The sequence below is a fragment of the Rhizobium sp. PP-CC-3G-465 genome (genome assembly GCF_004343445.1).
Classification (GTDB): Bacteria; Pseudomonadota; Alphaproteobacteria; order Rhizobiales; family Rhizobiaceae; genus Ferranicluibacter; species Ferranicluibacter rubi.
The window spans coordinates 217,928-242,384 of record NZ_SLYH01000001.1 but is presented as its reverse complement, the minus strand read 5'-3'; the positions used below and the strand labels follow the sequence as shown (position 1 = coordinate 242,384).

The window sequence follows — 24,457 nt, the reverse complement described above, 5'->3', positions numbered from 1 at the left end:
CTGCGTCGCCACCCTGTTTACATCAGCCGGCAGCTTGGAAGGGCGCGCGAGGTACCAAAAGCAATTGTCAGCCGGCTGTCTTTGCGCTTAGTCTTGTCCGTCAAGACAAGGGGTCCGAATGACCATCACCACAGACACCGCCAATCCGTCCTCGGGCAGCATCCGTTTCCTGCTCAACGACCGCGAGATCGACCTCAAGACCGTGGCGCCCACCGCGACGCTGCTCGATTTCCTGCGGCTGGAGCGCCGGCTGACGGGCACCAAGGAAGGCTGTGCGGAGGGCGACTGCGGCGCCTGCACCGTTCTCGTCGGGCGTCTGGTCGCGGGAGACCTCGTCTATGAAGGCGTCAACGCCTGCATCCGCTTCGTCGGCTCGCTCAACGCCACCCATGTCGTGACCGTCGAGCATCTGGCCGCACGCGACGGCACCCTCCACCCGGTGCAGCAGGCGATGGTGGATTATCACGGGTCGCAGTGCGGCTTCTGCACGCCGGGTTTCGTCATGTCGCTTTACGGCCTCTGGCTGTCGAAGGACACTCCCGGCCGGGCCGACATCGAAAAGGCGCTGCAAGGCAATCTCTGTCGATGCACAGGCTACGAGCCGATCGTGCGCGCGGCCGAAGCCGTCGCCACCGCCCGGCCCGATGCCGTGTTCGATCCAATCCTGAAAATGCGCGATCGCGTCCGCGCGTTTCTCTCGGGCTTGCCCACAGGCGAAACCATCGTCCTCGGTCCACCCGATGCCCGCCTCGTCGTGCCGGGCTCGGCGCAGGCGTTGGCCGAAGCGCTGGCGGCCTATCCAGAAGGCACCGTGGTTGCGGGTTCCACCGATGTCGGCCTGTGGGTGACGAAGCAGATGCGCGCCATCAACCCCGTCATCTTTATCAACGGTCTCTCGGATCTCCAGTCGATCACCGAAACGTCCGACGGCATCACCATCGGCGCCGGCGTCACCTATTCGCTCGCCTTCGCCACGCTCGCTCGCCGTCTGCCACCGCTCGGGAAGCTGCTCGACAGGCTCGGTGGCGATCAGGTGCGCAACATGGGCACCATCGGCGGCAACATCGCCAACGGCTCGCCCATCGGCGATACCCCGCCGCCCTTGATCGCGCTCGACGCCACAGTCACGCTCCGCTCCGTCTCCGGCACACGCACCCTGCCGCTGCAGGACTATTTCATCGCCTATGGCCGGCAGGACCGCCATCCGGGCGAGTTCGTCGAGAGCCTGTTCGTGCCAAGCTTGCCCGCAGACGAGCATTTCGCCGTCTACAAGATCTCCAAACGCCGCGACGAGGACATCTCCGCCCTCTGCGCCGCCTTCCGCCTCGCCGTATCGCCCGAAGGCATGGTCACATCCGCCCGCATCGCCTTCGGCGGCATGGCGGGCACGCCGAAGCGCGCTACGGCCGTCGAGGAGGCGCTGATCGGCAAGCCCTGGACGGAGGAAACCGTCACCGCCGCCCGCCCGGCCTTCGACATCGACTACCAACCACTGAGCGACTGGCGCGCCACCAGCGCCTATCGCGCGCTGACGGGAAAGAACCTGCTGTTGCGCTTCTATCTGGAAACATCGGGCACGCCGGCGGAGCTGGTAAGGTTCGAGGCCGCGGAATAAAATGTGGCGCCTTGGGTTGGCGTAGCCCCTCACCCTAACCCTCTCCCCGCAGGCGGATGAGGGGCAGTCGCGCATGCGGGCTGCAAACGAAAACGAGCCTTAAGGTCAAGGAGACGCATCATGGACACCTCAACCTTTCAGGAGCGCAAGACCATCCGCGGCGGCATGCACAAGAACCTTCGCCATGACAGCGCGCACAAGCATGTGGCCGGCAGCGCCGATTATATCGACGACATGCCCGAGCCGGCGGGGACGCTGCATGCGGCGCTCGGCCTGACCGACCGCGCCCATGCCGAAATCGTCTCGATGGACCTGAGCGCCGTGGAAGCCTATCCCGGCGTCATCTGCGTTCTCACCGCGCGCGACATGCCGCATTCCAACGACATCAGTCCCAGCCACCTCGATGACGAGCCCGTGCTGGCGGAGGGCCTCGTCGAGTTCCACGGTCAGGCCGCCTTCGCCGTTATCGCCGAAACGCGCGACGCCGCCCGCCGCGCCGCCCGTCATGCCAAGATCGTCTACAACGACCTGCCGCATGCGATCGACGTCGTGCAGGCGCGCGAGGCTGGCGGCAAGCTCGTGACCAAGCCGCTGACCCTGTCGCGCGGCGATGCCATCCACGAAATGCCGAACGCGCCGCGTCGCGTGAAGGGTGAGATGCGCATCGGCGGACAGGAGCACTTCTATCTGGAAAGCCACATCGCCTTTGCCATTCCCGGCGAAGACGACGACATCACCGTCTGGTCCTCTACCCAGCATCCGAGCGAAGTGCAGCACATGGTCGCCCATGTGCTCGGCGTGCCCTCCAATGCCGTCACCGTGCAGGTGCGCCGCATGGGCGGCGGCTTCGGCGGCAAGGAAACGCAGGGCAACCAGTTCGCGGTCATCGCCGCCGTTGCGGCCAAGAAACTGAACCGCCCTGTAAAATTCCGCCCCGACCGCGACGAGGACATGGCCTGCACCGGCAAGCGTCACGACTTCCTGGTCGAATACGAGGTCGGCTTCGACGACGACGGCCGCATCCATGCCGTGGACGCGACGTTTGCCGCCCGCTGCGGCTATTCCTCGGATCTCTCCGGCCCCGTCACCGACCGCGCCCTCTTCCACGCGGATGGCGCTTATTTCTATCCGCATGTGCGCCTGATCTCCGAACCGCTGAAGACCAACACCGTCTCCAACACCGCCTATCGCGGCTTTGGCGGACCGCAGGGGATCGTCGGCGCCGAACGCATGATCGAGGAGATCGCCTATGCGCTCGGCAAAGACACGCTCGAGATCCGCAAGCTGAATTTTTACGGCGAAAAAGGCTCCGACCGCGATCTGACGCCCTATCACCAGCAGGTCGAGGACAACGTCATCGGCAAGCTGGTGGCGGAGCTTGAGACAAACGCCGACTATCAGAAGCGCCGCGCCGACATCCTCGCCTTCAACGCCGGCAGCCGCATCATCCGCAAGGGCATCGCGTTGACGCCGGTCAAGTTCGGCATCTCCTTCACCATGACCGCCTTCAACCAGGCAGGCGCCCTTGTTCATGTCTATCAGGACGGCTCGATCCACCTGAACCATGGCGGCACGGAGATGGGCCAGGGGCTCTACACCAAGATCGCGCAGGTCCTGGCAGACAGCTTCCAGGTCGATATCGACCGCGTGAAGATCACCGCGACGACCACGGGCAAGGTACCGAACACATCGGCCACCGCCGCCTCCTCCGGCACCGACCTCAACGGCATGGCTGCGGCCGACGCCGCCCGGCAGATCAAGGAACGGCTCGTCGCCTTCGCTGCCGAGCGCTGGCAGACGACGCCGGACAAGATCGCCTTCGTGCCGAACCATGTCCTCATCGGCGAGGAACGCGTGCCCTTCAACGACCTCATCAAGCTGGCCTATTTCGCCCGCATCCAACTGTCGGCAGCCGGCTTTTACAAGACGCCGAAGATCCATTGGGACCGCACCACCGGCCGCGGCACGCCGTTCTACTATTTCGCCTATGGCGCTGCGGTTTCGGAGGTCTCGATCGACACGTTGACCGGGGAATACATGGTCGAGCGGGTGGATGTGCTCCACGATGTTGGCCGCTCGCTCAACCCGGCGATCGACATCGGCCAGATCGAAGGCGGCTTCGTGCAGGGCATGGGTTGGCTGACGACGGAAGAGCTCTGGTGGGATGCCAAGGGTCGGCTGCGCACCCACGCACCCTCCACCTACAAGATCCCGCTGGCCTCCGACCGGCCGAAGATCTTCAACGTCAAGCTCGCAGACTGGAGCGAGAACGGTGAAGAGACCATCGGCCGCTCCAAGGCCGTGGGCGAACCGCCGTTCAACCTGCCGATCTCCGTGCTCGAAGCCATCTCTATGGCGGTTGCCAGCGTCGGCGACTACCGGCAGTGCCCGCGCCTCGATGCGCCGGCCACGCCGGAACGCGTGCTGATGGCCGTCGAGCGGATGCGTGCCGCACCATGAAATTCGTCGTCGGCAGCCTGCAGGCGTTTCTCGCCCGCGAGGCACAGATCGTCTGGATCGAGGTGGCGGAGACGCGCGGCTCGACCCCGCGCGAGACCGGCGCCTTCATGTTCGTCTCACCCACCGACAGCCACGGCACCATCGGCGGCGGGCAGATGGAGCACATGGCGACCGATCACGCCCGCAACCTGCTGGCGGGCATGACGACGGAAACGCGCCTCGACATTCCGCTCGGGCCAGAGATCGGCCAGTGCTGCGGCGGTCGGGTCGCGCTCTCCTTCCGCACGCTCGACACGCCCGCGCGCGACGATCTCGATGCGATGCTGGAAGCTCGTGTGAAGGGGTTTCCCGAGGTCTGGCTGTTTGGCGGCGGCCATGTCGGCCGGGCGCTGGCCGATGCGCTGGTGCTCCTGCCCGTGCGCACCATCGCGGTCGAAACGCGCCGGACCGAACTCGACCTGATGTCATCGGGCGCGAGCCATCGCCTGACCGCCATGCCGGAATCTCTTGTAAAGGACATCGACCCCGGCAGCGCGGTCATCATCCTCACGCACGATCATGCATTGGATTTTCTGATCGCGCGGGAAGCGCTCGCCCGCACCGACCTTGCCTATACCGGCATGATCGGCTCGAAGACCAAACGGGCGACCTTCGCCAGCTGGGCGCGCGACGAAGGCCTCGCTGACACCGCCCTCTCCCGCCTCATCCTGCCCATCGGTGGCAAGACCGTAAGCGACAAGCGCCCCCCCGTGATCGCCGCGATGACGGTGGCCGAAGTGCTGGTCGCGCTTGACGTCTACCGCCTCTCTGCCGGCTCGTAGCGCGGATCTCGCCCATCGAGAAAGCCGAGATCGCGCTGCAAATGCGGCGGCATGCTCAGGAGGTCGAGCCGCGGGTAGCGTCGCTGGATTAAGCAGGCGAGCACCGCCCGCACACAGCGCAGGGCATGGCCGAGAGCGTTGGCTTTCAACCTATGAAGAAAGATCGGGCGCGTCGTCTTCAGGCTCATGGCATCACCAGTCGGTTAAGGATTGGCTTGCATCATCGGCCCATGCATAGTCGAAATCCAATCGAACATCCGCCTGCCGCCATCAAGAGAACTGATCCATGAAGATGTCCCGCCAGTTCCCGCTGAATGCCCTGCGTGTGTTTGAGGCGGTCGCCCGCTTGTCGAGCTTCACCCGTGCCGGCGAGGAACTCGGCCTCACCCAGACCGCTGTCAGCTATCAGATCAAACTTCTCGAGGAGAACATCGGCGAACCCCTCTTCCTGCGCCGTCCGCGCCAGATCACGCTGACGGAGACCGGCGAACGGCTGCTGCCGAAGGTCGCCCAAGGGTTTGACCTTCTGGGAGAGGCCGTGTCGGCGGCGCGCGAAACGGCTATGGAAACGCTGGATATCAATGCAACGCCGACCTTCGCCATGCTCTGGCTGTCGCGCCATCTTGGCGCCTTCCAACTTCGCCATTCCAGGATCGCCGTCAGGCTGACGACGACGCAGCATGTGATCGATCTCGCGCGCGAAGGCGCCGACGTCGCATTGAGGGCCGGTCACGGCAATTGGCCGGGCCTTGTCTCACACCCGCTGATGCCGGTCGATTTTACGCCCATGCTCAGTCCGAAACTGGCGGACAGTATCGGCGGCATCGAAACGCCCGCCGATCTTCTCAAACTCCGGATCATCGATCCTGCCGACCCCTGGTGGCCGCTTTGGTTTACCGCCATCGGCCATCCGCTGCCCGATCTGAGCCACCAGACGCCGAGCAAGATGGGCGCGCAACTCTACGAGGCGGGCCTTGCCATTGCCGGCCAAGGCGTAGCGATGCTCACCCCGGCTTTCTACACCGATGATCTGGCCAGCGGCCGCCTCATCCAGCCCTTTGCCACCGCCGCAAATGACGGGTTTCACTACTGGCTGGTCTATCCGGAAGCACGCCGCAACGTCCGCAAGATCCGTGATTTCCGCGACTGGATTTTAGAGGAGTTTGCCACGGCTCAAAAGTAACGACTGCGGTGATACGACTCCCGTTCAACCTTGACGATTTTTGTATTTTACGTATTTTACTCAGAAAAGGAGATGTCGATGTCCGAGGCTCTGAGAATCCCGGCAACCGTCTTTTCGCGTGGCTTTGCGCGCTATCAGGACGAGGCCATTACCGAGAAGATGATTGAAATCACCAGCCACGGGCGGGTTGTCGGTGGCTATCTCTCTGCCAGTGAACTTGAGCACTACAAAAGGCTGAAACGCAGGGAGCGCGAAGTCCTTGTGGTCGGCGAACTAGACGACGAGACGATATCGGATCTCGAAAATGCCCGCTATGGCGTTTCGCCGGCGTGAAATTACCGGCGCCGGCACCGGGTCTGGTGGTTCGATATGCGTTCCTCTGGAAGGAGGATCATGACAAAGGCAGGTACGAAGCAGCCAAGGACAGACCATGCGCCATTGTTCTGGCTGCGAATGTCAGGGAGACGGCGGAGATCCAGGTCGTTGTCGTGCCTATCACGCATTCCGCCCCCGGACCTGACGAGATATCGACGTCACTCGAAATGCCTCAAGCCGTCGCTCGGACCCTGGGATTGGACGATGGTCGCCATTGGGTTCGGCTAACGCAGCTCAACCGCTTCATCTGGCCCGGCTACGATTTACGCCCGAGACTAGATATTCCAGAGCGTGTCGACTACGGGTTCGTCCCTCAAGCGTTCTTCGAGCGCATCAAATCGGCGATCCTCGCTGAAAACAAACGGAAGAAGCTCTCGTTCACCCCTCGGGACTCTTGATCCGTGTTGATATCGCACTCGCCACCAAATATCTTGTCGAGCACGCGGATCTTTGAGAAAGCGCCCCTTCCCTCGCCCTGAAAATTCTCGCAATGTGACGGTCGGGGGGCATGAAAGGGGACAGGAATGTACGAATACGCCATCGTGTGGGAATGGCTGGCTTTTGCCGTGCGCTGGCTGCACGTGATCACAGCGATCGCCTGGATCGGCTCCTCCTTCTACTTCATCGCGCTCGATCTCGGACTGGTGAAGCGCGCCCATCTGCCGGTTGGGGCCTATGGCGAGGAATGGCAGGTCCATGGTGGCGGATTCTACCATATCCAGAAATATCTGGTCGCCCCGGCCATGATGCCGGAGCACCTGACCTGGTTTAAATGGGAGGCCTACACCACCTGGCTGTCCGGCTTTGCCCTCCTCTGTCTGGTCTATTACGGCGGCGCCGACCTGTTCCTCGTCGATCGCCACGTGCTCGACATCTCCTCCACCACCGCGATCCTCCTGTCGCTCGCTTCTCTCGGAGTAGGCTGGCTGTTTTACGACCTGCTCTGCAAGTCGCCGCTCGGCAAGAACACGTGGACGCTGATGGGCCTGCTCTATGTGGCGCTGGTCGCGATGGCCTGGGGCTATACGCAGGTCTTTACCGGCCGCGCCGCCTTCCTGCATCTCGGCGCCTTCACGGCCACCATCATGTCGGCCAACGTCTTCTTCATCATCATGCCCAACCAGCGCATCGTGGTGGCGGACCTCATTGCCGGGCGCACGCCCGACCCGAAATACGGTGCGATCGCCAAGCAGCGCTCGCTGCACAACAACTACCTGACGCTGCCCGTCATCTTCTTCATGCTGTCGAACCACTATCCGCTGGCCTTCGCCACGGCCTATAGCTGGATCATCGCGGCGCTGGTGTTCCTCATGGGCGTCACCATCCGCCACTGGTTCAACACCACCCACGCCCGCAAGGGCCGCCCGACCTGGACATGGCTCGTCACAGTCCTTCTCTTCATCCTCATCATGTGGCTCTCGACAGCACCGAAGCTGCCGGGCACGGCGGCGGAGACCGCAGCCGTTCCCCCGGCCTTCGCCCGCTTCGCCGAAAACGCCCATTTCCCCGCCGTGCGCGACACGGTCTCCACCCGCTGCTCCATGTGCCATGCGGCCGAACCGGTTTACGAGGGCCTCGTGCGGGCACCCAAGGGTGTGATGCTGGAAAATGATGGCGAGATCGCCGCCCACGCCCGCGAAATCTACCTGCAGGCCGGCCGCAGCCACGCCATGCCGCCCGGCAACCTCACCGACATGACGGCCGACGAACGCGCGCTGATCGCCGCCTGGTTCGAAAGCGCCGCGGGAACCACCATACGATGACATCTACGCTTCTTCGCGGCCGCACGCTCACCTTCCGCCGCCGCCCCCTGTCGATGGACGATGCCCAAGCCTATGCCTACGAGACCGACGGCGCGCTGCTTCTGCGCGACGGCCTGATCGTCACCAGCGGAACCTACGACGCCGTGCGCGAGCAGGCGCCCGAAGATGCCGTCGAGATCGACCACAGGCCGCACCTCATCCTGCCGGGCTTCATCGATACCCATGTCCACTTTCCGCAGATGCAGGTCATCGGCTCCTATGCGGCCAATCTGCTGGAATGGCTGAACACCTACACATTCCCTGAGGAATGCCGCTTCGTGGAGACGGCGCATGCGCAGCGTATCGCGGTACATTTCTTCGATGAAATGATCCGCCATGGCACGACGACGGCGGTCGCCTACTGCTCCGTTCACAAGACCTCGGCCGATGCCTTTTTCGCGGAAGCCATGAAGCACGACATGCGCATGGTCGCCGGCAAGGTGATGATGGACCGCAACGCGCCACAGGGGCTGCTCGACACGCCCGAGATGGGCTATGACGAGACGCGCGCGGTCATCGCCCAATGGCACGGCAAGGGCCGCAACCACGTCGCCATCACCCCCCGCTTCGCGATCACCTCGACGCCGGAACAGATGTCGGCCGCGCAGGCGCTCGCCGCCGAGTTCCCCGACCTGCACATCCAGACCCACCTGTCGGAAAACCGCGACGAGATCGACTACACCCTCTCGCTCTATCCCGACGCCGCCGACTATACCGACGTCTACGCCCGTTACGGCCTGATGGGGCAAAAATCCCTGTTCGGCCATGCCATTCACCTGTCGGAGCGCGAGCGGGATGCGATGAGCGAGACGGGCTCCATCGCGGTGCATTGCCCGACATCCAATCTCTTCCTCGGCTCCGGCTTGTTCCCGCTGAAGGAGCTGGCACGACGGGAAAAGCCGGTCCGCATCTCCGTCGCCTCCGATATCGGCGGCGGATCGAGCTACTCCATGCTGCGCACCATGGACGAGGCCTACAAGATCCAGCAATTGCTGGGCGAGCGGCTGAACCCGTTCGACAGCTATTACTATCTGACGCTCGGCAATGCCGAGGCCCTGTCGCTGTCGGAGCGCATCGGCACGCTGGAGCCAGGAACCGACGCCGATCTCATCGTGCTCGACATGGCGGCAACGCCGGCCATGGCGCTGAAAGCGGAGGTCGTCACCTCCCTCTCCGACGAGCTTTTCCTGCTGCAGACCATGGGCGACGACCGTGCCGTGGTGGAAACCTACGTCGCCGGACGCGCGGCAAAGACCAAGCTTGCCTGACTGGTAAATTTTATTGACCAGTTACTCCGCAGGCGCTTAACGCCCGGCATCCGGCGTGATAGGAGACAAACGACAACCCACTGCGGAGCTTGCCCATGCCGTCCCTCGAAATCAGCGACCTGAAAGCTCTGGCAAAACGTCGTGTGCCAAAGATGTTCTTCGATTATGCCGATAGCGGCGCCTGGACGGAGGGTACCTATCGCGCCAACGAGGCGGATTACCACAAGATCAAGCTGCGCCAACGGGTGCTGGTCGATATGACCAACCGGTCGCTGGCCACCACCATGATCGGGCAGAAAGTCTCGATGCCGGTGGCGCTCTCCCCCACAGGCTTGACCGGAATGCAGCACGCCGATGGCGAGATGCTGGCGGCGCAGGCGGCGGAAGAGTTCGGCGTGCCGTTCACGCTGTCCACCATGAGTATCTGTTCGATCGAGGACGTCGCCTCGGTCACGACCAAGCCGTTCTGGTTTCAGCTTTACGTGATGAAGGACCGCGATTTCGTCCGCAATCTCATCGACCGCGCCAAGGCGGCGAAATGCTCGGCGCTGGTGCTGACGCTCGATCTGCAGATCCTCGGGCAGCGTCACAAGGACCTGCGCAACGGTCTCTCCGCGCCGCCGAAGTTCACGCCCAAGCATATCTGGCAGATGGCGACGCGGCCCGGCTGGTGCCTGAAGATGATGAAGACCCAGCGGCGCGGCTTCGGCAACATCGTCGGCCATGCCAAGAACGTTTCGGATCTCTCCTCCTTGTCCGCCTGGACGGCCGAGCAGTTCGACCCGAAACTCTCCTGGGACGACGTCGCCTGGATCAAGCAGCTCTGGGGCGGCCCGCTGATCCTGAAGGGCATCCTCGATCCAGAAGACGCCCGCATGGCGGCAAAGACCGGTGCGGATGCGATCATTGTCTCCAACCATGGCGGACGTCAGCTGGATGGTGCGGCGTCCTCGATTTCAATGCTGCCCCGCATCGTCGATGCCGTCGGCGGCGATATCGAGATTCATATCGATGGCGGCATCCGCTCGGGCCAGGACATCTTGAAGGCCGTCGCCCTCGGCGCGCGCGGCACCTATATCGGCCGCCCGTTCCTCTACGGCCTCGGCGCCGGCGGCAAGACCGGCGTGCGTCTCGCGCTCGACATCCTGCGCAAGGAACTCGACATCACCATGGCGCTCTGCGGCAAGCGCGACATCCTCGACGTCGACAGGGATATCCTCGATTCTGACGCCGGTCAGCTTCCCCGGTAGGTGGAGTAGCTGTAGGGCGAGAGCAGCAGCGGCACGTGATAATGCGCCGCAGGGTCGGCGATGCCGAAGCGCAAAGGGATGATATCGAGGAAGGGCGGATCGGAAAGCGCCGTTCCGCTCGCCTTGAGGTAATCGCCTGCGTGGAAGACGAGCTCATAGGTCCCACGCACAAGGGCATCGCCCTCCAGAAGCGGCGCGTCCACCCGTCCGTCGCCGTTCGTCGCCACGATCTTCAACAGCGTGCGCGCCTCGCCCTCGATGTGGAAAAGCGCGACCTGCAGGCCGGCCGCAGGGCGGCCGAGCGCCGTATCGAGAACATGGGTGGTCAGGCGGCCGGTGGTGATCATGATGACCTCTTTCAGGAGACCCGACCGGCCGGATGCCGATGGGAGCGGTGGAACGCGTTTAAAATGAACGAGCGGTCGGACTCACGACAGCGAAGACGCCGCGATCGTGAAGGGCGTCTTGAAGAAGATCTCTTCCAGATTATGCTCGCTCCCCTCGCGATCGACCACGAGAAAATCGCTGACGGCACCGACTGCGACCAGCGGGTGGTGCCAGACGTTGCGGCCATAATGCACACCCTGACGGCCCGAGCAGGCGAACACCCGCGGACGACCGGGCTGGCCATCCTCGTCTTGCGCCACGACCGCCAGCCACGACCGGTTGTCGAGCGGAATGAAGCTCTGCGAACCCCAGGGGTGCCGCTCCATCATGTCGACGACGTAGGGGAACAACCGGGGCTGCCCGCGAAAGATGTTGATGATGACGCGCGCATCCTCACCAGCGGCTTCCGCCTTGCCGAGCGCATGAAACCGCTCCGTCGTGCCGCCATTGATGAGCCGCATCGTCTTGGGGTCAGCCTCGATGACGCTGCCGAAGGGCGCGAAGGCCTCTGCCGTCAGCGGCTCGATGGGCAGGACCAACCCGCTCACGTCCGCGATCCGGGAAGGAGAGCGTCGAGCCGCAGCCGCGCGATCGTCTCGACCTCGGCTGTGGCCGTCGCGAATTCCTCGTCCGGTGTGTTGTCCAGACGCGCCTGGAATGCCGCGAGAATGTCGTCCTTCGTCTTACCGCGCACGGCGATGATGAAGGGGAAGCCGAACTTGTCGGTATAGATCGCATTGCAGGTGGTGAAGCGTTCGTGCTCCTCCGGCGTCAGGCGATCGAGACCGGCCGAGGCCTGCTCCGCCTTGCTATCGGCGGTCAGCCCGCCGGCAATCGCCAGACGGCCGGCAAGATCAGGATGCGCGCGCAGGACCTGCAGCCGCTTCTCAGTCGAGGCAGCCCGAAAGGCCTGCACCATGGCCGCATGCACGGCGGCAGCCGTCAGCGGACCATCCGGCAGCCCGTCGAGTGCCTCTTCCGAAACCCATGGCGAATGCTCGAAGATGCCGCCGAACTGGCCGATGAAGGCCCGCCCTTCGGCGCTGTCCTTCTCGATGCTCACAGGCCAGCCTCCGGCTTGTGATGCGCATGCCAATGGCGGGCGATGTCGATCCGCTTGGCGATCCACACCTTGTCCTTGGAAAGCACGTAATCAACGAAGCGCGCCAGCGCCGCTGCCCGCCCGGGACGTCCGACGAGGCGGCAGTGGAGGCCGATATTCATCATCTTCGGGCTCCCCTCGGCACCCTCCTCATAGAGCACGTCGAACGTGTCCTTGAGATAGGTGAAGAACTGATCGCCGGAATTGAACCCCTGCGGCGTGGCGAACCGCATGTCGTTGGCGTCAAGCGTATAGGGAATGATAAGATGCGGCGTCTCCGGCGTCTTGCCGGGCACCCAATAGGGCAGTTCGTCGGCATAGCTGTCGGAAGAATAGAGGAAACCGCCCTCCTCGATGACCAGCTTCAGCGTATTGTCGGAAGGCTTGCCCTGATAGAGGCCAAGCGGATGCGAGCCGGTGAGCTCCGTGTGCAGCCGCACGGCGTCGGCGATGTGACGGCGCTCCTCCTCCTCGGTAAAGTCCTTGTATTCCAGCCAGCGATAGCCGTGGCTGGCGATTTCCCAGTCGGCTTCCTTCATGGCGGCAACCGCGTCCGGGTTACGTGCCATCGCCAGCGTCACGCCGTAAACCGTCACCGGCACATTGCGGCTGGTGAACAGGCGCCACAGCCGCCAGAAGCCGGCGCGCGAGCCGTATTCGTAGATCGATTCCATGTTGAGGTTGCGCTGCCCCGGCCAGGGCTGTGCGCCGACGATTTCCGACAGCAGCGATTCGGAGGCCTTCTCGCCATCCATGATCGTGCTCTCGCCGCCTTCCTCGTAATTGACGACGAATTGAACGGCGATCCTGGCCTCGCCGGGCCAGTGAACCTCCGGCAGATGACGGCCGTAGCCGACGAGATCGCGCGGTGTCGAAAAATCCATGGTCACCCCTCTTTGTCGCCAAACGGTACCATCCGAAGCGGGAAAGTCGAGGCATAAAGATCGATATCGACAGCCGAAATCGGCAATTCCTTCACCGCTCGCACGTCTGTCGGATGCGCCTGTCTCCAGCGCCGGTGATCAGGCGCTCGTGCTCAACCGCCGCATGGCCTGCGCCATCTGCACCTCACGCGCCGGCGTCGCCGCCGAGGCCGTGGGGTCTGAAGGCACGGTAAAGCGCGCCGTCGGCTTATGCGCCGAAAGCTTGCCGAGAGGGTGCTGGGAATGCACGCGCAGCGGTGCCCCGGCCCCAGGCTCGATGAACAGCGCAAGGCTCGCAACCTTTACCGGTTGCGCGAGCAAGGGCTCGAACTGCGCCCGCAGCGGCCCTTCCATCTTCGCGCGCATGGCAGCCGTCATCGGCCCGGTCAGCATCATGTGGAACCGGAATTCGTCCATGACGAAAGGATGTCCCCAGCGGTGCAGGTTCGAAAACTGCGGTGCCGTCAGCTTGTCGGAATCAAGCCGCTCGATATCCTGCTCGGTAAAGGGGGCGCGGAACTCATCGAAAGCCTGGACGACCCGTGCCGCCAGATGCGTCATCGGCTCGCAGGGCACGCGCGGACTGAGCCCGAAGGCGCTGCCGAGCCAGGAGACCTCGAGATCCGGAATCTCGAACGGAGTGATCTCGCCGGCAAACCGCATCATCGCCTTCAGAAGCGCCGATTCGGTCCGGTCCGTCGCCAGATGAAACGGCGCCTTGATCGACCCGTGGAAGCCGTAGCGACGCGGCACCGCGGTGTAGAAGGCCACATCCTGCGCGCTGCAGCCTGCCACCGACAGTTGCTCGCAAAGGTCACCGGAATAGACGTTTCGCCCCAGCCATTCGGCTGCGGCAACGGAGAGCGGATCATGGATCGGCGGGGTGAAGCAAATGGCGTAGCGCATGGCAAACCTCGATTTGCCCCCTGCGCTACGTGATTTGCATGACAGCCTGACGAAGACGGCTTCTTATGTGCATCGAAAACAACGGAACCGGACGGCCATTCGCACGTTTTACAGACATCAAGCCAGAAGAGGAGAAGGAACGTGACCTATCACAACCCCAATCTGCACGGCGACAGCCCCGGTCATCCGGAGAACAGCCAGAAGCTTCAGGACGCCAGCATTGTCGAGACCCATGATCTCATCGCCAGCGACAAGGTGGAGGGAACACGCGTTTACGGAGCGGATGGCAAGCGCATCGGCTCGATCGAACGCTTGATCATCGGCAAGCAGAGCGGTCAGGTTGCCTACGCGGTGCTCGGCTTCGGCGGCTTTCTTGGCATCGGCGAAGATCACTACCCGATTCCGTGGACGAAGCTCAGCTATGACGAAGAGCTTGGCGGCTATCGCACCGAGTTGACCCGTGAACAGGTCGAGAAGGCGCCGAAGTATCGCAGTGACGACGAGTATGACTGGAACCGTGAAAACGGTCGCCTCGTCTACGATTATTACGGCGTGCCGCCCTACTGGATGTAGGTGTGCGTAAATCATCCGCAATGTTAAGGGGCGCGCCAGAAGGCAGCGCCCATTTTCATGTCGCCTCAGATCTTTGAAGGATCGGCGATGACCTCTGCAAGATCCTTGTACTCCTCGCAATCGGTGCCGCAGATCGACTTGATGGTCTCAAGCTGGCTGCGCGCGAGATCGATCTGGCCTTTTACGATATAGGCCTCGCCCAGATATTCCCGGACCTTCGCATATTTCGGGTCCTTGTCGACCGATTTCAGGTAATAGCCGATCCCCTCGTCCGTCCGTCCCAGCTTGCGCGTGGCATAGCCGCGATAGTTGAGAACCTCGGCCGTCTCCTGATTGTCGACAGTGTCCAGAACCTCAAGTGCTTCGGCATAGCGCTCGGCCTTGGCCAGCGCGTAAGCATAGTCCGCCTTGTTCTCGTCGGTCAGGTTCGAACCCTGCTGCTTGACGCATTTCTTGGTTTTCTGGTCGTAAATCTCACCCTTCTTGCAGACGGGCGTTTTAGAGCTGTCATCTCCTGCCGCGTAGACCGGCGAGAGGAAAAGCCCGGAGGCGATGCAGGCGCCGGCAAGGAGAGACAGAACGTGTTGGGACATCGACATGGAATCCTCCAGGCGGACGAAAATGTCATCCGCTCCTGTCGAGGATTCTTACAGATGCAAACAGCGGCCGGCAATGCCGGGAGATGACGATGCTCAGCGGCGCGCCGAAACGCCAAAATGGCTTTCGCACCGGAACGACAGGGGTAACGCAATTGTTTCTCCTCGCCCGCAGATTCGCTCCACCACCGCCTGCGCCAGGCGATGCGCGATGCCGAAGCTGATCTTGAAGCCACCGGTCAGGAGATGCAGGCGGGGATAGTCGGGATGCGGCCCCGCCATCGGGTCCCGGCCCACGGCTCGGGGTCGAAGGCCCGCCCAGCGCTCGATGACCGGCGCGCCGACCAGCGCCGGAACCAGTCTCCCCGCCTTCGCGAGCAGATCGTCCAGCCTGTGATCGGTCGACAACGGATCGGCGTAGTCCACCTCGCTGGTGCTGCCGATCGCCACGCCGCCGGTGTCATGCGCGATGACGTAGACGCCATCCGAATAGAGGATCGGCAGTGCGGGATCGAGATCGACCGCAAGCCGCGCCGCCTGCCCTTTCACGCCCGTACCGCTTGCCGGCCGCGCCTCTGCACCCTCCACCGGCTGCAAGTTATCGATCAGGGGAAAGCTGCCCACTCCGGCCGCAAGCACGATATTCCCGGCATGGACGACGGCTCCGTCGGCAAGAACGACCCGCCCCTGCCGCGGATCGATCTCCCGCGACGCGCATCCCTCGCGGATGGTTACACCGGGCATCGTGCCGAGCACGGACGTCAGAAGTTGCAGCAGCCCGCGCGGCGAAACACGTGCGGCCAGTTGATCGAAAACGGCTCCATGCGCGACGACATCCGACGAGAAAAGGCCATCCGGCGCAGTATCCAGAACGCCCCAAGCAAAGCCGACCTCTCCGCTTCGCCAGTTCACATCCGCATCCACCACCTGCCGGAGCGCGATCTCTCGTAAATGCGGCTTTGCGAGCGGAATAAGCCGGCCCGTTCGCCGGTATCCCGCGGAAAGACCGGTCTCGGCCTCCATCCGCCGGATCTCACCCTCCAGCGAAACCAACGCATCGAACTGGAACTGTTTCTTGTCGTTCCAGCGGTCGGGCGTATGCGGCATCAGCGCGCCGAGCAGCCCGCCGCTCGCACCCGCCCCGATCGTCGCCCGCTCCACGAGCAGAACCTCAAGCCCCGCGCGCGCCGCATGAAGCGCCGCCCAGAGGCCCATGATGCCCCCGCCGATAACGACCAGATCCGTCTTCATATCCGCCATCGATTGACCTTGCCCGCAGGGCTTATTATCGCTTGTCCATGACAGAGAGCCGCCCGACCAAAGACGTTGAAGTTCGGACACCGGACCACCAGACACTCGACTGGCACACCGGCGATATGCCGTATTCCGTTGAATTTGACGATCATTTTTATTGCCGCACGGATGGACGGCTGGAGTGCGGTCATGTCTTCCTGAACGGTAACGGCCTGCCGGAGCGTTGGAAGGAAGCGCATGTCTTCTCCATTGGCGAACTCGGTTTCGGCACCGGTCTCAATTTCTGCGAAACATGGCGCCAGTGGAAGATGGCCGAGAAACCGGCTCGCGCCCGCCTCGCCTTCACCTCGTTCGAGCGCTTCCCCATGCAGGCGGCAGACATCGCGCGCGCCCTCTCCGCCTGGCCCGAGATCACGGATGAGCGCGACGCGCTGGTCGCCGAATGGCCGCAGACGCTTTCCGGCAGCGTCCGTCTCGACCTCGCAAGCGACGTCACGCTCACCATCGTCTGCGGCTCGGCCATCGACGGTGTCGAAACCTATGCCGAGACGTTCGATGCCTGGTACCTCGACGGTTTCGCACCCTCGCGCAATCCCGACATGTGGTCGCAGGCGCTCATGACAGCGGTGCACGACCGCACGGCACCAGCCGGCACCTTTGCCACTTACGCCGCCGCCGGCTTCGTGCGCCGCAATCTCCAGGCCGCGGGCTTCGTGGTGGAGCGCCGCAAGGGCTTTGCCGGCAAGCGGGAAATGTTGTGCGGCACCAAGCCAGCGGAACTTGCGCGCACCCTCTAAGGCTGATGGTCTGTTCGCACATGCGAAAAGACAGCTTGACTTTCGGCCGGGAAACAACGACATGAGGGCCAGCGTCACCTTCCGGCCGCCGCGTGAGCGTGCCCAGCGGATTTTGTCATTCCGTAGCGAAGGCCAAGCGCACCCATGAGACCGTGCCATATTCGGCACCCGCAGCGCAGACAGCTTTTTCAACCCACCAAGATCCCATTTCACGCGGGGTTCTTGAAACCAGATGACCCGGAACCGCAGAGAAGCGTTGTTCCGGTCCCTGTCGTTTGGCGCCCCGAAAGGCATACCTTTGACCAATTTTTCTTCCCTTGGCCTCTCCGAGCAGATGGTTGCGAACCTTACCCTTGAAGGTTTCACCGTGCCGACGCCGATTCAGGCCGAAGCCATTCCGCTCGTCCTTGCAGGCCATGACCTCATCGGCCTCGCACAGACCGGCACCGGCAAGACCGCCGCATTCGGCCTGCCGATGATCGAGCGCATGCTGGCCGATGGCAAGCGCGCCGACCCGCGAAACGTCCGCGCCCTGATCCTCGCCCCGACCCGCGAACTGGTGAACCAAATCGCCGCCAACCTGAAGGTCTTCGTCAAGAAGAGCCCGCTGCGTATCGGCCTCGTCGTCGGCGGCGCCTCCATCAACAAGCAGACCCAGCAGCTGGAACGCGGCGTCGAAATCCTCGTCGCTACGCCTGGCCGCCTGCTCGACCTTCTGAACCGCAAGGCCGTGACGCTGACGACCGCACGCTACCTCGTGCTCGACGAAGCCGACCAGATGCTGGACCTCGGCTTCATCCACGACCTGCGCAAGATCTCTAAGCTCGTTCCGAAGAACCGCCAGACCCTGCTGTTCTCGGCCACGATGCCGAAGGCGATCGCAGACCTCGCCGGCGACTACCTGACCGACCCCAAGCGCGTCGAAGTCGCCACCGCTGGCAAGGCTGCCGACAAGATCGAACAGTTCGTGCATTTCGTAAACGGCAAGGATGGCAAGGTCACGCTGCTGAAGCAGTCGCTGACGGCAAACCCCGACGGCCGCGCCATCGTCTTCTCGCGCACCAAGCATGGCGCCGAAAAGCTGATGAAGCATCTGGAATCGGTCGGCTATTCCGCAGCCTCCATTCACGGCAACAAGAGCCAGGGCCAGCGCGAGCGCGCCCTCAAGGCGTTCCGTGACGGCGAGATCAAGGTTCTGGTCGCCACCGACGTCGCAGCCCGCGGCATCGACATCCCCGGCATCACACATGTCTACAACTACGACCTGCCGGAAGTCGCCGAAGCCTACGTCCACCGCATCGGCCGGACGGCCCGTGCCGGCCGTGACGGCATTGCCATCGCCTTCTGCGCGCCGGACGAAGCCCGCCTGCTGCGCGACATCGAAAAGCTGATGAACATGACCATCACGGTCGCCAGCGGCGAAGCGCCGGCCAACATCTCCCGCGCACCGGCGGCCCGCAATGCGCGCGGCAATGGCGGCCGCGGCAGCAACAACGAAGGCCGCAACGGCCAGGGCCGTGGCGAGAACCGTGGCGGCCAAGGTCGCAATGAGGGTCGTGGCGGCGAGAACAACCGCCCGGCCCGCGTGGCACAGGCTCCGAGCCCGTTTGCAGGCGACGATCTGCTGGCCGGTGACGACAGCGCGCAGCGCCGTGAGCACCGCAAGGGCCAGGGCCCGGCTGCGCAGGCCGCGCATCAGGCAGCCCTTGCCAAGCGCAACGGCAACCGCAACGGCCGTCCGGGCGGCGCACCCCGCACCTCCAGCCGCGGCCCTCGCCCGGCAGCCGGCAGCCCGGGCGCACAGGCCGCCCAGCGCCGCGAAGGCTCGCGCCGCGAAGAAGCGTAAATAACGCTGCACTTTAGAGATCGGAAAACGGCGGAACGAAAGTTCCGCCGTTTTCATTTGCACGACAATGATTGCGCCGGAAGGCACACGCTCATTCGATAAGCAGCTGCGAAGATAATGTGCGAAAAAGCGACGCATACACCCGCAACTCGCCTTGCCATTTTGCACCTGAAAACCATGTCACCCCTTGAGGGGACAGCCAGAACGGGTGAAAATTTCTTTCTGTCTGAAACGAGCATGCTTCTTGCATTGCCAAAGCGCTTGTAATCAAATGGCTTAAAAAGGGGACCAGGCCGTTGGCATTCGATGAAATGATGAATGCGGACAACACTCCGCGACCGCCTTACGCAACATACAACGAATGGTATGCCAACCAGGACAGAGCCCGCCTGATCGCCAAGTCCAAAGAGGCCGAGAACATCTTCCGCAAGACCGGCATCACCTTTGCGGTGTATGGCCACGCCGACAGTGCCGAAAAGCTCATCCCCTTCGATCTCATCCCGCGCATCATCTCCGCGCGCGAATGGCGGCGCCTCGCGCAGGGCATCGAGCAACGCGTGCTCGCGCTCAATGCGTTCCTGGACGACATCTACCACAAGCAGGAAATCATCAAGGCCGGCCGCATTCCGCGCGAATTGATCGAGAAGAACGATGCCTTCCTGCCGCAGATGGTCGGCATGCGGCCGCCGGGCGGGGTCTACACCCACATCGTCGGCACCGATATCGTACGCACCGGCGAAGACCAGTTCTACGTTCTCGAGGACAATGCCCGCACGCCCTCCGGCGTCAGCTACATGCTCGAAAACCGCGAAACCATGATGCAGATGTTCCCCGAGCTGTTCTATCAGAACCGCGTGCAGCCGGTGGAGAATTACCCCTATCTGCTGCGTCATTCGCTCGCGGCCGTCGCTCCTCCCGGCTGCGAGGGCAAGCCGCGCGTCGCCGTGCTCACCCCGGGCATCTACAATTCCGCCTATTACGAACATGCGTTCCTCGCTGACATGATGGGCGTCGAGCTGGTCGAAGGCTCGGACCTTCGCGTCATCGATGGCAAGGTCCGGATGCGCACCACCCGCGGCTACGAGGCGATCGACGTGCTCTACCGCCGCGTGGATGACGACTACCTCGATCCGCTGACCTTCAAGCCGGAATCCGCGCTTGGCATTCCCGGCATCATGGACGTCTACCGCGCCGGCAACATCACCATCGCCAACGCCCCCGGCACCGGGATTTGCGACGACAAGGCGATCTACTCCTACATGCCGGAGATCGTGGAGTTCTACACCGGCCGCAAGGCGCTGCTCGAGAACGTGCCGACGTGGCGCTGTTCGGAGCCGTCGAGCCTGCAATATGTGCTCGACAACCTCGCCGACCTTGTCGTGAAGGAGGTCCACGGCTCCGGCGGCTACGGCATGCTGGTCGGCCCGACGGCCTCCAAGAAAGAACGCGCGTTGTTTGCCGACAAGCTGAAGGCGCGCCCGAGCAACTACATCGCCCAGCCGACCCTCTCCCTCTCGACCGTACCGATCATGGTCAAAAAGGGCATCGCGCCGCGCCACGTCGATCTCCGGCCTTACGTGCTGGTGTCCGACAAGGTGCAGATCATTCCCGGCGGCTTGACCCGCGTGGCCCTGAAGGCCGGCTCTCTGGTGGTGAATTCCAGCCAGGGTGGCGGCACGAAGGACACTTGGGTACTGGAGGACTGATCGGCATGCTCGGAAGAACCGCAAACGGCCTTTATTGGATGTTCCGCTATATCGAGCGGGCCGAAAACAGCGCCCGCCTCGTGGATGCCGGACTGCGCATGTCCCTCACCCGCTCGCACCTCGGCGAAGACAACTGGGAAAGCGTGCTCCAGAGTTCGGGCGTCATCGACATTTACGAGCAACGCTATGAAAGCGCGACCAGCGCCGACGCCGTCGATTTCCTGCTGCGCGAGACGACCAATCCATCGAGCGTGCTGTCCTGCATCGAAGCCGCCCGCAGCAATGCCCGCATGGTGCGCACGGCGCTGACGCGCGAGACATGGGAGGCCGTCAACGAATGTTATCTCGACCTCAAGTCCATGCTCGCCCGAAGGGTGAAGGCTGCCGACCTGCCGGAGGTCATCGACGCGATCAAGCGCAAGACAGGCCTCATCCGTGGCGCATTCCACGGCACGATGCTGCGCAACGACCTGTTCAACTTCTCGCGCATCGGCACCTTCATCGAGCGCGCCGACAACACCGCCCGCATTCTCGATGTGAAATACTACGTCCTGCTGCCGGCCGTGTCACAGGTGGGCACAGCCATCGACAACGTGCAGTGGGAATCGATCCTGCGCTCGGTCTCGGCCCATCGCAGCTACGGCTGGGTCTATGAGGCGGAGTACAAGGCGGCGAACATTGCCGACTTCCTCATCCTTAACGGCCGCATGCCGCGGTCGCTCGCCTATTGCTACGACAAGATCAACAGCAATCTGGGCTATCTCGAGCGGGAATACGGCGAGAGGCACAATGCCCATGACACGTCGGGGAACACGCTGAAATCGCTGCGAAACTGCTCGATCAAGGACGTTATGGACCAGGGCCTGCACGAGTATATCGAGACGTTCATCACCCAGAACAATCGTCTGAGCCAGGAAATCTCCGACGGCTACCGGTTCTATTGAACAAGGACATATCAGGCGCATGCGACTGAAAATCACCCATACGACCGAATACAGCTATGCGGAGCCGGTCAGCTACTCGCTGCAGCGGCTTCGCCTCACGCCCTTCACCCAGCCGGGACAGACGGTTCTGAACTGGGAGACATCGGTGGAAGGCGCGAAGGTGGAGGTCGGCTACGAGGATCATTTCGCCAACCGCGTCACCCTCGTCAGCGTCATGGGAGACCAGATCCGCATGCGCATCGTTGCCAGCGGCGAGGTCGAGACGGAGGATCGCGCCGGGGTGTTCGGTCCCCACCAGTCCTACATACCGCTCTGGCTCTTCCAGCGCGACACGCCGCTGACCAAACGGACGAAGCAGATCCGCGATCTCGCCAAGTCCCAGTCCGGCGACGGGATCCTCGCGCAGATGCACAACCTCATGGGCGCCATCCACCAGGCCGTCGTCTTCGAGCCGGGATCGACCGGTACCGAAACGACGGCCGACGAGGCGCTGACCCGCGGCATCGGCGTCTGTCAGGACCACGCCCATATCTTCATCGCCTGCGCCCGCTCGGTCAGCCTCCCCGCCCGCTACGTCTCCGGCTACCTGATGATGGACGACCGCATCGAGCAGTCAGCCACCCATGCCTGGGCCGAAGCCCACCTCCCCGGTCTCGGCTGGGTCGGGTTCGACGCCGCCAACGACGTTTGCCCCGACGAACGCTATGTCCGCATCGCCACCGGCCTCGACTACCGCGACGCCGCCCCCATCTCTGGATTGGTCCACGGGGCTGCGAACGAGACGCTGACGGTCGCTCTGACGGTGGAGCAGCAGGGGCAGAGCCAGAGCCAGAGTTGATACGGAGGACGGCAGAACTACGACGGGTTTGATCATAGGCCTCTCGATGTACCCCTTGTGACGGGAATGATTCAGGCTTAAATTTCTGGTCGGAAATGGAAGGGGCTGCGATGAAAATCGGTGCATTCGAGGCAGAAGCGCAATTTTCCACGTTGTTGGAAAAAGCAGCTCATGGTGAAGACGTGACAATCACCAGGCACGGTAAATCCATTGCGAAGCTGGTGGCTGTCGACGACGATCCGAAACGGGGCGTGCGAGAGATATTTGCCACACTTAAAACTTTGCGGCAGGCGGAAACACTGGACGGTCTTTCCTGGGAGGACCTGCGCGACGAAGGCCGTAAATGAGCATCGTTATAGATGCATCCATAGCCCTATCCTGGTGTTTCGAGGATGAAGCAAGCCCGTAAACCGATGCGATAGCGGAACGAGTCACCGAAAGCGGAGGTGTCGTTCCTGCACTCTTTTATATGGAAATCGCCAATGTCCTATTGCTTGCCGAGCGCCGCGGACGTATTTCTGCGGCGAGCCTCATCCAGAGGCTGGACCTGATATCGCAGCTTCCCTCGGAGACGGACACCATCGTCATCGCAAGGCCTATCAGCGAGATTTTACCGCTGGCCCGCGAGCATGGGCTAACGATCTACGACGCAACCTATCTGGAAATCGCAGCCCGACGCGGTCTGCCGCTTGCCACACGCGACAAGGCACTGTCGCGGGCAGCAAAAGCGATGGGTATCATCGTCGAATAACGGCAGGAACGACCGCTGAGCCTTAACCGTGCCGAGCCCTGCCTCAAAGCACACCCACCGACACCACCTCCTCAGCCCCGACCACCAGCCGGTTCCTCAGCGGTAGGCCGAACCCCGCAGCCTCCATCTCGAACACATCTCCCGCCTCGGTCCGCACACCATCCCCGAACGACAGGGTCGCCGTGCCGAACATATGCACGTGCACGTCGCCCGGCGCGCGGAAGAGGCCGTATTTGAAGTGGTGGTATTCGAGGTTGGCGAAGCTGTGGGACATGTTGGATTCGCCGGCGAGGAAGGGTTTCTCCCACAGGACGGCGCCGTTGCGCAGGATGCGGGAGGTGCCGCGGATGTCCTGCGGGACATTGCCGATGCGGATTTCCGGACCGAAACTGGCGGGACGGAGCTTGGAATGGGCAAGGAAGAGATAGTTGATCCGCTCGGTGACGTGGTCGGAAAACTCGTTGGCGACGGCAAAGCCGAGCCGGAAGGGCTGGCCATTGTCGGCGATGATGTAGATCCCGGCGATTTCGGGCTCCTCCCCGCCATCGGCGGCGAAGGCGGGCGAGATGAGATCGTCGCCCGGTGACGCGAGCTGCAGACCATTGCCCTTGTAGAACCATTCCAGCTGCACGCCCGTCTCGCCCCGCTTCGGCTTGCCGCCTTCGAGACCCATCCGAAACATCTTCATGGAGTCGGTCATCGCAGCCTCATCGGACGTGGCGGCGGCATGCATCGCGTCGCGTGTGGCGGCGGAACCGAGATGGGTGAGGCCGGTGCCGGTCAGGTGGAGATGCGCCGGATCGGGATGGGTGATCGGCGGCAGGAACCGGCCTTCCGCATATGCCGCCTGCAGATCGACGACACCCGCCACGCCCCGTGTCGTCACGACATCGGCGAACGTCCGGCCGGAGTTGGCAGCTTCACGTGCCAGATCGTAGACGCTCAACGCGCCGCGAACGGCACGGGCCGGCTCGCCCTCTTCCCTTACCGCGACCGTGATCGAGCCGTCCTCATTGCGGATCTGCGACATCAGCATGGTGTTCTCTCCCGTTTCAAATGC

General features: G+C 63.1%; 26 protein-coding genes. 17 read left to right on the top strand and 9 right to left on the bottom strand.

Translation table 11 applies throughout. From position 1 onward, the window contains the following. Positions 1 to 118: 118 nt before the first annotated feature. From xdhA to xdhC, 3 genes are all read left to right on the top strand, one after another. Complete coding sequence (gene xdhA / locus C8J33_RS01140) at positions 119 to 1,615, top strand: xanthine dehydrogenase small subunit (RefSeq protein ID WP_132662771.1); 1,497 nt, start codon at positions 119 to 121, stop codon at positions 1,613 to 1,615. Positions 1,616 to 1,735: 120 nt separating this feature from the next. Beyond that, on the top strand, positions 1,736 to 4,075 hold the full coding sequence (xdhB, locus tag C8J33_RS01135) for a xanthine dehydrogenase molybdopterin binding subunit (protein WP_132662770.1): 2,340 nt from the start codon (positions 1,736 to 1,738) through the stop codon (positions 4,073 to 4,075). Next, a complete protein-coding gene (gene xdhC, locus C8J33_RS01130; RefSeq protein ID WP_132662768.1) occupies positions 4,072 to 4,896 on the top strand; it encodes a xanthine dehydrogenase accessory protein XdhC in 825 nt (274 codons plus the stop codon). Before xdhB ends, xdhC begins: the two co-directional genes overlap by 4 nt. Here the strand turns inward: xdhC and C8J33_RS01125 are convergent. After that, positions 4,872 to 5,084, bottom strand: coding sequence for a hypothetical protein (locus tag C8J33_RS01125; protein WP_245507031.1), 213 nt, complete (start codon positions 5,082 to 5,084; stop codon positions 4,872 to 4,874). The genes xdhC and C8J33_RS01125 overlap by 25 nt on opposite strands. A gap of 98 nt (positions 5,085 to 5,182) precedes the next feature. On the opposite strand from C8J33_RS01125, the gene C8J33_RS01120 reads away from it, so the two are divergent. The 6 genes from C8J33_RS01120 to C8J33_RS01095 all read left to right on the top strand — a co-directional run bounded on the left by C8J33_RS01120 (position 5,183) and on the right by C8J33_RS01095 (position 10,774). Continuing rightward, positions 5,183 to 6,079, top strand: a complete 897-nt coding sequence (locus C8J33_RS01120) for a LysR substrate-binding domain-containing protein (protein WP_132662767.1) — start codon at positions 5,183 to 5,185, stop codon at positions 6,077 to 6,079. Between the two features lie 78 nt (positions 6,080 to 6,157). Continuing rightward, a complete protein-coding gene (locus tag C8J33_RS01115; RefSeq protein WP_110728381.1) occupies positions 6,158 to 6,412 on the top strand; it encodes a hypothetical protein in 255 nt (84 codons plus the stop codon). Next, positions 6,409 to 6,852: a hypothetical protein gene (locus C8J33_RS01110; protein WP_132662765.1), complete on the top strand. Its 444-nt coding sequence runs from the start codon at positions 6,409 to 6,411 to the stop codon at positions 6,850 to 6,852. Before C8J33_RS01115 ends, C8J33_RS01110 begins: the two co-directional genes overlap by 4 nt. Positions 6,853 to 6,978: 126 nt before the next feature. Next, a complete protein-coding gene (locus C8J33_RS01105) occupies positions 6,979 to 8,217 on the top strand; it encodes a urate hydroxylase PuuD (protein ID WP_132662764.1) in 1,239 nt (412 codons plus the stop codon). Further along, positions 8,214 to 9,524, top strand: coding sequence for a guanine deaminase (gene guaD, locus C8J33_RS01100; RefSeq protein WP_110799386.1), 1,311 nt, complete (start codon positions 8,214 to 8,216; stop codon positions 9,522 to 9,524). The genes C8J33_RS01105 and guaD overlap by 4 nt, the downstream gene beginning before the upstream one ends. 95 nt (positions 9,525 to 9,619) lie before the next feature. Next, positions 9,620 to 10,774: an alpha-hydroxy acid oxidase gene (locus C8J33_RS01095; RefSeq protein WP_132447694.1), complete on the top strand. Its 1,155-nt coding sequence runs from the start codon at positions 9,620 to 9,622 to the stop codon at positions 10,772 to 10,774. Here the strand turns inward: C8J33_RS01095 and uraH are convergent. The 5 genes from uraH to C8J33_RS01070 all read right to left on the bottom strand — a co-directional run bounded on the left by uraH (position 10,759) and on the right by C8J33_RS01070 (position 14,092). Beyond that, positions 10,759 to 11,121 carry a hydroxyisourate hydrolase gene (gene uraH, locus C8J33_RS01090; protein ID WP_110799388.1) on the bottom strand — a complete coding sequence of 121 codons (363 nt, stop codon included), beginning with the start codon at positions 11,119 to 11,121 and terminating at the stop codon, positions 10,759 to 10,761. The genes C8J33_RS01095 and uraH overlap by 16 nt on opposite strands. An 81-nt stretch (positions 11,122 to 11,202) precedes the next feature. Further along, positions 11,203 to 11,709, bottom strand: a complete 507-nt coding sequence (locus C8J33_RS01085; protein WP_422037255.1) for an ureidoglycolate lyase — start codon at positions 11,707 to 11,709, stop codon at positions 11,203 to 11,205. Next, positions 11,706 to 12,218 carry a 2-oxo-4-hydroxy-4-carboxy-5-ureidoimidazoline decarboxylase gene (gene uraD / locus C8J33_RS01080; protein WP_132447963.1) on the bottom strand — a complete coding sequence of 171 codons (513 nt, stop codon included), beginning with the start codon at positions 12,216 to 12,218 and terminating at the stop codon, positions 11,706 to 11,708. Before uraD ends, C8J33_RS01085 begins: the two co-directional genes overlap by 4 nt. A 2-nt stretch (positions 12,219 to 12,220) precedes the next feature. Beyond that, the gene (gene puuE, locus C8J33_RS01075) at positions 12,221 to 13,147 is read right to left on the bottom strand and encodes an allantoinase PuuE (protein ID WP_132662762.1); all 927 of its coding nucleotides are present in this window, start codon (positions 13,145 to 13,147) and stop codon (positions 12,221 to 12,223) included. Between the two features lie 138 nt (positions 13,148 to 13,285). Beyond that, on the bottom strand, positions 13,286 to 14,092 hold the full coding sequence (locus C8J33_RS01070; RefSeq protein WP_132447697.1) for a DUF1045 domain-containing protein: 807 nt from the start codon (positions 14,090 to 14,092) through the stop codon (positions 13,286 to 13,288). 219 nt (positions 14,093 to 14,311) lie between these two features. Between C8J33_RS01070 and C8J33_RS01065 the strand changes: the two genes are divergently transcribed. Continuing rightward, positions 14,312 to 14,665 (top strand): PRC-barrel domain-containing protein, encoded by a 354-nt coding sequence (locus C8J33_RS01065; protein WP_110799507.1) that lies wholly within the window; start codon positions 14,312 to 14,314, stop codon positions 14,663 to 14,665. A gap of 65 nt (positions 14,666 to 14,730) precedes the next feature. Here C8J33_RS01065 and C8J33_RS01060 read toward each other — a convergent pair whose 3' ends face one another. Then, positions 14,731 to 15,264 (bottom strand): tetratricopeptide repeat protein, encoded by a 534-nt coding sequence (locus C8J33_RS01060; protein WP_132662761.1) that lies wholly within the window; start codon positions 15,262 to 15,264, stop codon positions 14,731 to 14,733. A 93-nt stretch (positions 15,265 to 15,357) separates the two neighbouring features. Next, on the bottom strand, positions 15,358 to 16,521 hold the full coding sequence (locus C8J33_RS01055; protein ID WP_245507030.1) for an NAD(P)/FAD-dependent oxidoreductase: 1,164 nt from the start codon (positions 16,519 to 16,521) through the stop codon (positions 15,358 to 15,360). 38 nt (positions 16,522 to 16,559) lie between these two features. On the opposite strand from C8J33_RS01055, the gene mnmD reads away from it, so the two are divergent. From mnmD to C8J33_RS01020, 7 genes are all read left to right on the top strand, one after another. Next, on the top strand, positions 16,560 to 17,312 hold the full coding sequence (gene mnmD / locus C8J33_RS01050) for a tRNA (5-methylaminomethyl-2-thiouridine)(34)-methyltransferase MnmD (protein ID WP_132662760.1): 753 nt from the start codon (positions 16,560 to 16,562) through the stop codon (positions 17,310 to 17,312). Between the two features lie 298 nt (positions 17,313 to 17,610). Continuing rightward, positions 17,611 to 19,158 carry a DEAD/DEAH box helicase gene (locus C8J33_RS01045; protein ID WP_165910536.1) on the top strand — a complete coding sequence of 516 codons (1,548 nt, stop codon included), beginning with the start codon at positions 17,611 to 17,613 and terminating at the stop codon, positions 19,156 to 19,158. A gap of 311 nt (positions 19,159 to 19,469) precedes the next feature. Next, positions 19,470 to 20,864, top strand: coding sequence for a circularly permuted type 2 ATP-grasp protein (locus C8J33_RS01040; RefSeq protein WP_165929782.1), 1,395 nt, complete (start codon positions 19,470 to 19,472; stop codon positions 20,862 to 20,864). A gap of 5 nt (positions 20,865 to 20,869) precedes the next feature. Further along, positions 20,870 to 21,808, top strand: a complete 939-nt coding sequence (locus tag C8J33_RS01035) for an alpha-E domain-containing protein (RefSeq protein ID WP_110728393.1) — start codon at positions 20,870 to 20,872, stop codon at positions 21,806 to 21,808. 19 nt (positions 21,809 to 21,827) lie between these two features. Next, complete coding sequence (locus tag C8J33_RS01030; RefSeq protein ID WP_132662756.1) at positions 21,828 to 22,646, top strand: transglutaminase family protein; 819 nt, start codon at positions 21,828 to 21,830, stop codon at positions 22,644 to 22,646. Between the two features lie 110 nt (positions 22,647 to 22,756). Continuing rightward, a complete protein-coding gene (locus C8J33_RS01025; RefSeq protein ID WP_165929701.1) occupies positions 22,757 to 22,993 on the top strand; it encodes a type II toxin-antitoxin system Phd/YefM family antitoxin in 237 nt (78 codons plus the stop codon). Positions 22,994 to 23,064: 71 nt separating this feature from the next. Then, entirely contained in the window at positions 23,065 to 23,397 is a 333-nt protein-coding gene (locus tag C8J33_RS01020) for a type II toxin-antitoxin system VapC family toxin (RefSeq protein ID WP_281024612.1), read from the top strand. A gap of 43 nt (positions 23,398 to 23,440) precedes the next feature. Here the strand turns inward: C8J33_RS01020 and araD1 are convergent, their stop codons facing one another. After that, positions 23,441 to 24,433 (bottom strand): AraD1 family protein, encoded by a 993-nt coding sequence (araD1, locus tag C8J33_RS01015; RefSeq protein WP_132662753.1) that lies wholly within the window; start codon positions 24,431 to 24,433, stop codon positions 23,441 to 23,443. Positions 24,434 to 24,457: the final 24 nt, after the last annotated feature.

Excerpts from the sequence above, each read along its gene's own strand:
- xdhA (WP_132662771.1), top strand. The coding sequence starts at position 119 with ATGACCATCACCACAGACACCGCCAATCCGTCCTCGGGCAGCATCCGT.
- mnmD (WP_132662760.1), top strand. The coding sequence starts at position 16,560 with ATGACAGAGAGCCGCCCGACCAAAGACGTTGAAGTTCGGACACCGGAC.
- C8J33_RS01025 (WP_165929701.1), top strand. The coding sequence starts at position 22,757 with ATGAAAATCGGTGCATTCGAGGCAGAAGCGCAATTTTCCACGTTGTTG.
- xdhB (WP_132662770.1), top strand. The coding sequence starts at position 1,736 with ATGGACACCTCAACCTTTCAGGAGCGCAAGACCATCCGCGGCGGCATG.
- C8J33_RS01035 (WP_110728393.1), top strand. The coding sequence starts at position 20,870 with ATGCTCGGAAGAACCGCAAACGGCCTTTATTGGATGTTCCGCTATATC.
- C8J33_RS01115 (WP_110728381.1), top strand. The coding sequence starts at position 6,158 with ATGTCCGAGGCTCTGAGAATCCCGGCAACCGTCTTTTCGCGTGGCTTT.
- C8J33_RS01125 (WP_245507031.1), bottom strand. The coding sequence starts at position 5,084 with ATGAGCCTGAAGACGACGCGCCCGATCTTTCTTCATAGGTTGAAAGCC.
- uraH (WP_110799388.1), bottom strand. The coding sequence starts at position 11,121 with ATGATCACCACCGGCCGCCTGACCACCCATGTTCTCGATACGGCGCTC.
- C8J33_RS01120 (WP_132662767.1), top strand. The coding sequence starts at position 5,183 with ATGAAGATGTCCCGCCAGTTCCCGCTGAATGCCCTGCGTGTGTTTGAG.
- xdhC (WP_132662768.1), top strand. The coding sequence starts at position 4,072 with ATGAAATTCGTCGTCGGCAGCCTGCAGGCGTTTCTCGCCCGCGAGGCA.
- C8J33_RS01055 (WP_245507030.1), bottom strand. The coding sequence starts at position 16,521 with ATGGCGGATATGAAGACGGATCTGGTCGTTATCGGCGGGGGCATCATG.
- C8J33_RS01040 (WP_165929782.1), top strand. The coding sequence starts at position 19,470 with ATGATGAATGCGGACAACACTCCGCGACCGCCTTACGCAACATACAAC.
- C8J33_RS01070 (WP_132447697.1), bottom strand. The coding sequence starts at position 14,092 with ATGCGCTACGCCATTTGCTTCACCCCGCCGATCCATGATCCGCTCTCC.
- guaD (WP_110799386.1), top strand. The coding sequence starts at position 8,214 with ATGACATCTACGCTTCTTCGCGGCCGCACGCTCACCTTCCGCCGCCGC.
- C8J33_RS01105 (WP_132662764.1), top strand. The coding sequence starts at position 6,979 with ATGTACGAATACGCCATCGTGTGGGAATGGCTGGCTTTTGCCGTGCGC.
- C8J33_RS01060 (WP_132662761.1), bottom strand. The coding sequence starts at position 15,264 with ATGTCGATGTCCCAACACGTTCTGTCTCTCCTTGCCGGCGCCTGCATC.
- araD1 (WP_132662753.1), bottom strand. The coding sequence starts at position 24,433 with ATGCTGATGTCGCAGATCCGCAATGAGGACGGCTCGATCACGGTCGCG.
- C8J33_RS01030 (WP_132662756.1), top strand. The coding sequence starts at position 21,828 with ATGCGACTGAAAATCACCCATACGACCGAATACAGCTATGCGGAGCCG.
- C8J33_RS01095 (WP_132447694.1), top strand. The coding sequence starts at position 9,620 with ATGCCGTCCCTCGAAATCAGCGACCTGAAAGCTCTGGCAAAACGTCGT.
- puuE (WP_132662762.1), bottom strand. The coding sequence starts at position 13,147 with ATGGATTTTTCGACACCGCGCGATCTCGTCGGCTACGGCCGTCATCTG.